The organism is Anoxybacillus sp. ST4 (assembly GCF_019448545.1).
Taxonomy (GTDB): domain Bacteria; phylum Bacillota; class Bacilli; order Bacillales; family Anoxybacillaceae; genus Anoxybacillus; species Anoxybacillus pushchinoensis.
The window spans coordinates 1-10,219 of the sequence record NZ_JAHZOE010000046.1; the positions used below are offsets into that span (position 1 = coordinate 1).

The 10,219-nt window shown below is 43.5% G+C and carries 9 protein-coding genes; 8 read left to right on the forward strand and 1 reads right to left on the reverse strand.

Translation table 11 applies throughout. From position 1 onward, the window contains the following. Positions 1–208 precede the first annotated feature (208 nt). The 8 genes from K1I44_RS14570 (at position 209) to bioC (ending at position 9,086) form a co-directional block, all read left to right on the forward strand. Positions 209–2,530: a putative bifunctional diguanylate cyclase/phosphodiesterase gene (locus K1I44_RS14570; protein ID WP_219986582.1), complete on the forward strand. Its 2,322-nt coding sequence runs from the start codon at positions 209–211 to the stop codon at positions 2,528–2,530. Positions 2,531–2,647: 117 nt separating this feature from the next. Beyond that, on the forward strand, positions 2,648–3,508 hold the full coding sequence (locus tag K1I44_RS14575; RefSeq protein ID WP_219986583.1) for an ABC transporter ATP-binding protein: 861 nt from the start codon (positions 2,648–2,650) through the stop codon (positions 3,506–3,508). Continuing rightward, a complete protein-coding gene (locus tag K1I44_RS14580; protein ID WP_370628018.1) occupies positions 3,444–4,376 on the forward strand; it encodes an iron-hydroxamate ABC transporter substrate-binding protein in 933 nt (310 codons plus the stop codon). Before K1I44_RS14575 ends, K1I44_RS14580 begins: the two co-directional genes overlap by 65 nt. A 60-nt stretch (positions 4,377–4,436) precedes the next feature. Next, positions 4,437–5,411, forward strand: a complete 975-nt coding sequence (locus K1I44_RS14585) for a FecCD family ABC transporter permease (protein WP_219986584.1) — start codon at positions 4,437–4,439, stop codon at positions 5,409–5,411. Further along, a complete protein-coding gene (locus tag K1I44_RS14590) occupies positions 5,408–6,418 on the forward strand; it encodes a FecCD family ABC transporter permease (protein WP_219986585.1) in 1,011 nt (336 codons plus the stop codon). Before K1I44_RS14585 ends, K1I44_RS14590 begins: the two co-directional genes overlap by 4 nt. 61 nt (positions 6,419–6,479) lie before the next feature. Next, positions 6,480–7,649: an 8-amino-7-oxononanoate synthase gene (gene bioF / locus K1I44_RS14595; RefSeq protein WP_219986586.1), complete on the forward strand. Its 1,170-nt coding sequence runs from the start codon at positions 6,480–6,482 to the stop codon at positions 7,647–7,649. Next, on the forward strand, positions 7,646–8,326 hold the full coding sequence (locus K1I44_RS14600) for an alpha/beta fold hydrolase (protein ID WP_219986587.1): 681 nt from the start codon (positions 7,646–7,648) through the stop codon (positions 8,324–8,326). Before bioF ends, K1I44_RS14600 begins: the two co-directional genes overlap by 4 nt. Next, positions 8,319–9,086: a malonyl-ACP O-methyltransferase BioC gene (gene bioC, locus K1I44_RS14605; protein ID WP_219986590.1), complete on the forward strand. Its 768-nt coding sequence runs from the start codon at positions 8,319–8,321 to the stop codon at positions 9,084–9,086. The genes K1I44_RS14600 and bioC overlap by 8 nt, the downstream gene beginning before the upstream one ends. On the opposite strand, the gene speD is transcribed toward bioC, so the two are convergent. Further along, positions 9,079–9,852 (reverse strand): adenosylmethionine decarboxylase, encoded by a 774-nt coding sequence (gene speD / locus K1I44_RS14610; RefSeq protein ID WP_219986588.1) that lies wholly within the window; start codon positions 9,850–9,852, stop codon positions 9,079–9,081. The two genes, bioC and speD, sit on opposite strands and share 8 nt — an antisense overlap. Between the last annotated feature and the right edge of the window lie 367 nt (positions 9,853–10,219).

Consider the following 10,219-nt stretch of genomic DNA (forward strand, 5'->3'; position numbering starts at 1 on the left):
TTTTCAATTCTGACTTGGAGAAAGGACGGTACATACTTCTACCTCTCCTTCTTCATAGTTTTCCTTTAACATATTAACAAAAGAAAAACGATTTTGTCCTTGACAAAATCGTTTTTCAACAGTCTGACCCATTTTTAATGGGAATAGTTTTTCAGCCCATTTTTTCGTTTTCTTTCGGCATATGATGAGACAAGAAAGGGGGAGCGTGATGAATCGTCTTGCTTTTCGTATTATCATCGCATATACAATTGCTTACTATAGCTCATTATCATTTTTCACTCATCCTTCGGTGCGGATGATAAGTAGCGCATTTTTTTCCATTGGTGGAGCACTTCTAGCAACCATCTGGCTATGGAAAGCGCACCGTCGCATTCGCACGAAGGAAAGCACATTTTGGGGAATGTTAACCGTCAGCATGATTTGTTATGTCATTGCAGAAAGTATATATCGCGTTTATGGGATTGTATATGATGCTGAGCCTCCGTTCCCAAGTTGGCCCGACGTATTTTATTTAGGGAATTCTTTTTTGTATATCTTGTCATTTTGTTATATGATGATGTTCCTGCGAAAGCAATGGAAGATGTGGCAAGCTTTATTCGATACACTCATTGTGACAACGATGCTCGCAATATATAGCTGGTTGTACGTCGTGCAGCCTCTCTTTCATTCACAAGTGTCGATCGCGTATGTACTCGTATTGCTCAGTTATCCACTTTTGGACTTCGCGATTACTTTTTTTCTTCTCCTTGTCATTTTTTTAACACGTTTAAACCGCATATGGATGTTGAACTTATTCGGAATCGGTTTGTTTGTTTTCGTTGATACGATGTATTTCATTCAAATGATGCAGTTTGAGTTTGTTTCTAACTCTTGGCTTGATCCACTTTGGGGAATGAGTTTACTTTTTATCGGCTCATCTGGTATGTATGCGAAAGAAGGAGATATAACTATACAAGTGACAGAAACGACACGATGGAAGTCCAACGTAAAAATATTTTTTCCTTATGCGAGCCTTGTTCCTCTCTTTTACGCCTTTTTCCGTTTTCCATCTGATCACATTGTCATCGCTGGAGTTGTCGTCACCGTTTGCTTTGTTGTCATTCGCCAATGGCTCACATTGCATGAAAATAGACAGCTCGTTCAATGTTTGCAAACGTTAAATCATGAGCTTGAGAAAAAAGTGGCCATGCGCACAAATGAGCTACAACGAGTGAATGAACAGTTGACTTACGCGGCAAATCACGACTTTTTAACAGGCCTTCCGAATCGACGCGCCTTTATTCAATCGTTAGAAGAAGCGCTTCAACAAGCGAAGCAACAACGTCATTCGCTTGCCGTATTGTATATTGACGTCGACCGTTTTAAGCAAATTAATGATTATTTTGGGCATGCCGTTGGCGATCAACTCATTGTGGAAATTGGACAGTTATTAAAACAAAAAGTTCGTCCGACACATGTCATTGCACGTCAAGGAGGGGACGAATTTACTATCATTGTCACTCCTGTATATCACCTTCACGATGTGTATCAACTTGTCGATGACATCGTCTCCATTAGTAAACAACCTATTGCCGTTCAACATTTAGATATACGTGTGTCGCTTAGCGTAGGAGTTGCGATGTATCCGTATGACGGAGAAACGAGCGATACGCTAATGAAACATGCGGATATGGCGATGTATCGCGCCAAAGAGCAAGGGAAAAACCAATATCAGTTTTTTAACGGTGAGATGGATCGGACGGTGTCACAAAAAACGATGATTGAAACGGATCTTTATGAAGCGATCGAGCAGAAGCAATTTGTGTTGTTTTATCAGCCTCAATTTGATGTAAAAACAAAAAAATTAATCGGCATGGAGGCGCTTATTCGCTGGATACATCCAAAGCTCGGCATGATCTCACCAGGCGTCTTTATCCCAATTGCTGAAGAAACAGGGCAAATTATCGCCATTGGGGAATGGGTCATTGAAGAAGCGTGCCGTCAAATAAAAAGATGGAACGAGCAAACCGGGCTCTCCCTTCGCATGAGCGTCAACATTTCTCCAAAGCAATTTTTAAAAGAAAATTTTGTTGAACATATTGATGTTGTTTTACGTGAAACGTCATTGCCGGCTCACCAACTTGATTTAGAGATTACGGAAGGGGTGGCTGTATTTAATGAACAATATACGATTCATAAACTACAACAGTTGAAACGAATCGGCGTTTGCATTTCGATTGACGATTTCGGTACAGGATATTCGTCTTTAAGCTATTTACGTAAATTTCCGATTGACCGTTTAAAAATTGCTAAGCCATTTATTGACGGGATCACGAAGGAAAAAGAAGATGTGGCCGTCGTTAAAGCGATTATCGTACTTGCCCAAAACTTAAAATTGCGCGTCATCGCCGAAGGGGTAGAAACGCTGTCACAATTTCATATTCTCGAGACGTTGCAGTGCGATGAAATTCAAGGATATGTTTTCGGAAAGCCGCTTGATGCCGATGCGTTTGAAAACACGTACTTACAAAACCAACTTCCGGACGAGTGAAGTTGGTTTTGTGAAAAAAATCATTGACAATGATAATCAATTCATGTAACTTAAAATTTGTTGATATTAATTATCAATATCAATTTGTTCACTAGGCGTTCGAGGGGGTAAACATATATGCCGCGGTTGTACACAGAACAGCTTTCTGTTGGCTATGGAGAGCGCACCATTGTCGATCGGTTAACTGTACATATTCCAGATGAAAAAATAACGACCATTATCGGACCGAACGGATGTGGAAAATCAACGCTTTTAAAAGCGATGACGCGCATTATTCGTCATCAAGAAGGGGCGGTCATTTTAGACGGGAAACAAATTTCGCAAGAGCATACGAAATTGTTGGCGCAAAAAATGGCGATTTTGCCGCAAACCCCAGAAAGTCCGAGCGGTTTAACCGTCGGTGAGCTCGTTTCATACGGACGTTTCCCTTACCAAAAAGGATTTGGTCGACTGACGAAACGGGACGTGGAAGTCATTGATTGGGCGCTTGAAATGACTGGAACGATCGCATTTAAACACCGCCCGGTCGATTCGTTATCAGGTGGTCAAAGACAGCGAGTATGGATTGCGATGGCGCTTGCGCAAGAAACAGATATCATTTTTTTAGATGAGCCGACGACGTATTTAGATATGGCTCACCAGCTAGAAGTGCTTGAATTGTTGCAACGTTTAAATCGCGAACAAAAGCGCACGATCGTGATGGTGCTTCATGATTTAAACCATGCGGCTCGTTTTGCGGACTATATGATCGCCATGAAAGATGGGAAAATCGTGCAAGCAGGAACGTGCGAGCAAGTGATGACGCCTGATGTATTAAGACGAGTGTTTTATATTGACGCAGAAATCGGCCGCGACCCTCGAACAAACAAACCGATGTGTATCACATATCATTTAATAAAAGGAGATGTAGCATATGTTGAACAAGCGAATGATGTCCATTCTTCTTTTGTTCGTCCTCATCTTGAGCGCGTGCGGTAACCAAGCGGCAGAAAACGAACAAGAGAAAGCAACAAAAGAAGCGAATGAACCGAAAACGATTACGTATGAATCAGAAACGGGTCCAATTGAAGTTCCTTCCAATCCGAAGCGCGTTGTTGTGTTATCGTCATTTTTAGCAGGTAGTGTGATGGCGCTTGATGTTCCAATTGTCGGTGTCGATTCTTGGGCGAAAATGAACCCACGTTATGAGCCATATATAAAGGATGCAAAAGAAGTGACAGATGAAAGTTTAGAACAAATTATCGAGTTGGAGCCAGATTTAATTATCGCTGCCTCAACAAATAAAAACTTAGATAAATTAAAGGAAATTGCGCCGACTGTCACATATACGTACGGAAAAGTCGACTACTTAACACAACATTTAGAAATTGGAAAGCTATTGAATAAAGAAGAAGAAGCGAAAAAATGGATCGATGACTTCAAAAAGCGTGCGCAACAAGCTGGCGAAGACATTCGTGCGAAAATTGGCGAAGATGCAACCGTTTCGGTCATTGAAAATTTCGATAAGCAATTGTATGTATTTGGTAACAATTGGGGTCGTGGAACAGAAATTTTATATCAAGAAATGAAATTAAAAATGCCAAAAGCAGTAGAAGAACATGCGCTAAAAGATGGCTATTACGCGATTTCGCTTGAAGTGCTTCCGCAATTTGCAGGGGATTACGTCATCTTCAGTAAAAACGCAGATGGCGACCTTTCGTTTACAGAAACAGAAACGTACAAAAATATTCCGGCGGTGAAAAACAATCGCGTCTTTGAAGCAAACGCAAAAGAATTTTACTTTAACGATCCAATTACGCTAGAGTATCAGCTTGAGTTTTTCAAAAAGCACTTTTTAGGGGAGTAATGTAGTAAAAAGAGGAGTTCGTCGCGAATTCCTCTTTCTTTATGTGAGAGAAGAGAGAGGATGTATATGCTGAAAAAATTTATATTTGCTTTATGCATATGGTTAGTGATGTTTGTTTTTTCTATCGTAATCGGAGCTGCAGAGACGACAATCAAAGATGTATGGCTCGCGATGACAGCGCCAGAGACAAGCGAACAAACAATGATCATTTATGAAGTCCGTCTCCCACGTGAAGCGGCAGCTGTCGTTGTGGGCGCCGCGTTAGCCGTTGCGGGTGCTATTATGCAAGGGATGACGAGAAACCCATTGGCCGATCCAGGACTAATCGGACTGACAGCAGGGGCGAACGCCGCGTTAGCCGCAATGTTTGCTTTTTTTCCTGACGCAAACTATATCGAAACCGTATTTGCCTGCTTTCTTGGTGCGTCGCTCGGTGGCTTGCTTGTCTTTGGCATCGGCGCAAAGTCATTTTCACCGTTTCGCATCGTGCTAGCCGGTGCAGCCATTTCCACTTTTTTATACGCGATCGCAGAGGGCATTGGACTTATATATAAAGTATCAAAAGACGTATCGATGTGGACGGCTGGCGGAATGATGGGAACGACGTGGAATGAACTGAAAATCGTTACCCCATTCATTTGTTTCGCTATGCTTATCGCTTTTTGGCAAAGTAGACAATTAACGATTTTAAGTATGAGCGAAGACGTAGCTGTCGGGCTCGGCCAGCAACTGACGCGTGTAAAAACGATTCTTTTCCTCGTTGTGATGATGTTAGCCGGTGCCTCTGTAGCTCTCGTTGGAAACTTAGCGTTCGTCGGTTTAATGATCCCACATCTCGTTCGCTCATTTGTCGGAACAGACTATCGCTTTATTTTGCCGATGAGCGCAATTGTTGGAGCAACGTTTATGTTGTTTGCGGATACCGTTGCACGAACGATTCACGCTCCGTATGAGACGCCTGTTGTAGCAGTTGTAGCGGTCATGGGGCTTCCGTTTTTTCTTTTCGTCGTGCGCAAAGGAGGAAACATGCGATGATTGCACCTCATTTATGGAAAAAACAGCGCGTCATATTGCTCATTCTTTTTCTGTTTATCTGTACAACAGCCGTGATCAGCATGGGAATCGGCTATTCTTCTTTATCTTATGACCGATTGATTCCTGTACTTTTCGGTGAAGGAACGTTTAAAGAACAATTTGTTCTTTTTTCTATTCGTCTGCCGAGAATCGCTATTACGTTGCTCGCAGGGATGGCTTTAGCGATGTCTGGAGCTATTTTGCAAGTTGTTATGCGCAATGATTTGGCAGATCCTGGCGTTGTCGGCATTAACGCTGGAGCAGGTGCGGGAGTCGCCTTGTTCTTTTTATTTATTCCGATTCAAGCGGAATCATTTGCCTACATTATTCCGCTCGTCGCTTTTTTTAGTGCGCTACTGACAGCCGTTCTCATTTATATGTTGTCATACAATAAGCAAACAGGACTTCAACCGATTCGACTCGTGTTAATCGGAATCGGTTTTGCGACGGCGTTTTCTGGCTTGATGGTTGTACTCATTTCAGGGGCAGATCGTACGAAAGTAGACTTTATTGCGAAATGGTTAGCTGGAGGCATTTGGGGGCTCGATTGGGCGTTTGTCCTCGCTTTATTGCCATGGCTTATCGTTCTCGTCCCGTTCATTTTATATAAAGCGCCTCGTTTAAATGTGCTGCAATTCAATGACCCGGTTGCGATCGGCATCGGTGTGTCGCTCGATCGCGAACGGTTTGTTTTGTTGTTAGTGGCAGTAGCGCTCGCTGCATCCGCCGTCTCGGTCACAGGTGGCATTGCATTCGTCGGTTTAATGGCGCCGCACATGGCTCGTGCGCTTGTTGGGCCGCGCAACGAGTTAAGTTTACCTGTTGCGATGCTAATGGGAGGGGCGTTGTTATTGTTTGCTGATACAGTTGGACGCAACTTAATTGAGCCAGATGGTCTTCCGGCGGGTGTGCTCGTATCGCTCATTGGCGCGCCTTATTTTGTTTATTTATTATGGAAAAAGAAATAAACGTATGATAAGATATTTGTAAACTTTTCTTTTCATGAGGTTTACAAAGGGGAGAGGGGCATTGTGGGAGGAGTTGCAAGCACATATTGAACAACTGGAGGAAAAAGCGCAAAGACGTTCATTCGTCAAAGTAGAAAGCAACGGTTGTTTTATACATATTGACGGCCGTCCGATGCTTAATTTTTCATCAAACAACTATTTAGGTCTCGCTCATGACGAACGGCTTATTCACGCGAGCGTTGAAGCGACGAGACGATACGGCGTTGGGGCGACTGCTTCACGGCTTGTTGTCGGCAATCATCCGTTATATGAACAAGCGGAAGCTGAACTCGTCCGCTGGAAAGGATGTGAAGCTGCACTCATCGTCAATAGCGGATATGCTGCTAACGTCGGCATTTTGTCTGCCTTAGCTGGGCGAGATACAGTGATTTTTAGCGATAAATGGAATCATGCGAGCATCGTTGACGGTGCTGTATTAAGTCGGGCGGAAGTGAAGCGCTATCGCCATGCTGACGTCGATCATTTAGAAACTTTATTAAAAAAAGCAGAAGGACATAAACGAAAGATAATTGTTACCGATACGATTTTCAGCATGGACGGAGACGTTGCACCGTTGCGCGAACTCGTCTCGTTAAAAGAGGCGTACGGTGCTTTACTCGTTGTTGACGAAGCGCATGCGAGCGGAATATATGGGGAAAACGGGGAAGGAATGGCATATGAACTTCAACTAGCACAACATATTGACGTGCACATGGGAACATTCAGCAAAGCGCTTGGCGTATATGGGGCATATGTAACGGGAACACGCGTCTTGATTGATTATTTCATCAATACGATGCGTCCATTCATTTTTACAACAGCATTACCTCCAAGTGTGCTCGGCGCCATTTATGCCGCGATTGACGTTGTACAAAAAGAGCCAATGCGGCGTTACCATTTACGTGCGTTAAGCGATCGTTTCCGCACGCGTCTTCAACAGGCCGGATTTCATATTGGTGAAAGCACGACGCACATTGTACCGGTCATTGTTGGTGAGAACGAGAAGGCGCTCGCATTTAGTGCGCGCTTGCGTGAACGTGGCATTGCCGCGGTTGCGATTCGTCCCCCAACGGTTCCAGAAGGTACAGCACGCATTCGCTTTTCCCTTATGGCGACGATGACAAACGAACAAATCGATTGGGCACTTGATCATATTTGTGCGGTCGGAAAAGAAATGGGGTTGATCTCATGAACGTCTTGATGTTGCCTGGCTGGGGGATGAAAGGCGATGTGTTTTCTCCGCTTATCGCGGCGCTTCAGCTAAAGGATGTCACGATCGTTGAATGGGAAAGCATGCGCGATGTTCATCATTTTTTAACGAAGGCAGAAGAAGCATTAACCGCCCCTTCGCTCGTTATTGGTTGGTCGCTTGGGTCGCTCGTTGCTTTGCAGCTTGCGACGCATCCGTATGTTACTCATCTTGTATGCATCGGCGGTACGAGCCGCTTTACGACGACAGAACATTATGATGCGGGGTGGCATGCGCGCATTGTGGAACGGATGAAGGCGCAACTCATACGCCAACCAAACAAAACGATCCAATCGTTTATTGACATGTTATGGGGGAAGGAAGATGCAGAGCCATTTCCGTATATGCATCATCATATTCCAGATTTGTTGCTTGGACTAGACTACTTGCTTGCAACAGATGTACGCAACCAGCTGCAACGCATTCGCGTGCCGCTGTTACTTATTCACGGGGAACGCGACCGCATTTGTCCACCGCAAGCTGCTCAATACATAGATGAACGAACAAACCATTGTACGTTCATGCTTATGCCAAATGTTGGACACGCTCCTCATATCACACAGCCGCATGCGTGCGCTCATATGATTCAAACGTGGTTAGGCGGTGGAAGAAATGATTGACAAACAATTGATGCAAAAGCGATTTAGCGAACGGGCAAAGACGTACGATCAATTTGCGAACGTACAAAAAAAGATGGCGCATGAATTAATGGCGCGCATTGCTCGTCCACCAAAAACGATTTTAGAAATCGGATGCGGCACAGGATATTTGACAAAATTGTTGCACAACGCTTATCCGCATGCGAAGCTAACAGCTGTCGATATCGCCCCAGGTATGATTCAAATGGCGAAACAAAGGCTTGGCGACGCACCGATTACGTGGTTATGTGCAGATGTGGAAGAAGCACCGATCGACGAAATGTATGATATCATCATTTCTAACGCGACGTTTCAATGGTTCGTCCAGCCGAAACGAACGATTGCTAAACTTGTTAATCAGCGGAACGAAGGCGGTCAACTGCTTTTCTCCACATTCGGAAACCGAACGTTTTACGAGCTACACACATCATTTGCTTACGCTTTAGCGAGCCAACATATTCATGAGCCAGTTCGTATCGGCCCATCGTTTCCGACGTTTTTCGATTGGCTTCACATGCACGCTTATGCTCGGGGGGATGAGCGCATGGAAGTAGAATATTTTCCGTCGGTACGCGACTTTTTCTTATCCCTTCGCCATATTGGTGCAACCAATAGCACAACAGGGCGATATTGCCAAAGGCCGTCTATATTTAAAACAATGATGCATGAATATGAACAACGTTTTTCGGAACAAGGGCTTATTCGCGCAACATACCATTGCATTTGGATCGACATTAGTTAGGTAGCGTCATATTTTTTCCGTAAAAAATTTCATCCATTTCGATGCGCAATTTTTGTGTAATAGCGTCCGCTTCTTCTTTTGTCAGTTGATCTTTTGATAGCTCAAACAAATAGCTATCTAAATCAAACTCGCGCAATTTACATTTCGTATGGAAAATATGTTCTTGATACACGTTCACATCAATCATATCGTACTGTTTGCGAATGTCGTCAGGAATGTAGTTTTGAATCGATGTAATATCGTGATCAATAAATAGCTTTTTCCCCGAAATGTCGCGCGTAAATCCGCGCACGCGATAATCAATGATCATAATATCGGTTTCAAATGAGCGAATTAAATAATCAAGTGCTTTCAATGGTGAAATTTCCCCGCACGTTGCGACATCAATATCAGCCCGGAACGTACTAATTCCATCGTTCGGATGATACTCTGGATATGTATGCACTGTAATATGACTTTTATCAAGGGCACAAACGACCGCTTGTGGTACAGGCGGTTCTTCTTTTGGCACTTCGATCGGGCTTTCCGATATAAGCATCGTCACACTTGCCCCTTGAGGAACGTAATCTTGTTTGGCGATATTTAAAATGTGCGCTCCAATCATATCCGACACGTCTTTTAAAATGTTCGTCAACCGCTCCGCATTATACACTTCGTCAATATATGCAATGTAAGCTTCCCGCTCACTTGCGCTCTTTGTATAACAAATATCGTACATATTAAAACTAAGCGATTTTGTTAAGTTGTTAAATCCGTGTAGTTTCATGGTTGCTCTTCCTTTCTCAAGTTATGCTATTTATTATGTTGTCGATTTATGGACACTTGTATGTATAGAAAATAAAAAACGAAAGGTGTGTATATGTAGAAAATAAATGGGAAACGAGGGGGATGAACAAGTGGATGACTGATCGGATTAGCGGTTGTAACGCACATTTCTTTTAGTATTCTAGACGCTTCAAATGGGCTTTTTGCTACTTAGTACTTTCGTCATTGGGACACATAGGTCAAAAGTAACTATTCACCCCAGTGCTAGTGTATAAAAAAGCCCAGCACAAATAGGGCATTTCGGTCATAGAAAATGCCCTAGGTAGCGGAAAGAACTCGATCGATCGTTTCGCCTGCCAACAGAAGAC

What these genes read in the sequence shown, in the direction of transcription:
- K1I44_RS14570 (WP_219986582.1), top strand. Translation starts at nt 209, where the DNA reads ATGAATCGTCTTGCTTTTCGTATTATCATCGCATATACAATTGCTTAC.
- K1I44_RS14575 (WP_219986583.1), top strand. Translation starts at nt 2,648, where the DNA reads ATGCCGCGGTTGTACACAGAACAGCTTTCTGTTGGCTATGGAGAGCGC.
- K1I44_RS14580 (WP_370628018.1), top strand. Translation starts at nt 3,444, where the DNA reads ATGTTGAACAAGCGAATGATGTCCATTCTTCTTTTGTTCGTCCTCATC.
- K1I44_RS14585 (WP_219986584.1), top strand. Translation starts at nt 4,437, where the DNA reads ATGTATATGCTGAAAAAATTTATATTTGCTTTATGCATATGGTTAGTG.
- K1I44_RS14590 (WP_219986585.1), top strand. Translation starts at nt 5,408, where the DNA reads ATGATTGCACCTCATTTATGGAAAAAACAGCGCGTCATATTGCTCATT.
- K1I44_RS14600 (WP_219986587.1), top strand. Translation starts at nt 7,646, where the DNA reads ATGAACGTCTTGATGTTGCCTGGCTGGGGGATGAAAGGCGATGTGTTT.
- bioC (WP_219986590.1), top strand. Translation starts at nt 8,319, where the DNA reads ATGATTGACAAACAATTGATGCAAAAGCGATTTAGCGAACGGGCAAAG.
- speD (WP_219986588.1), bottom strand. Translation starts at nt 9,852, where the DNA reads ATGAAACTACACGGATTTAACAACTTAACAAAATCGCTTAGTTTTAAT.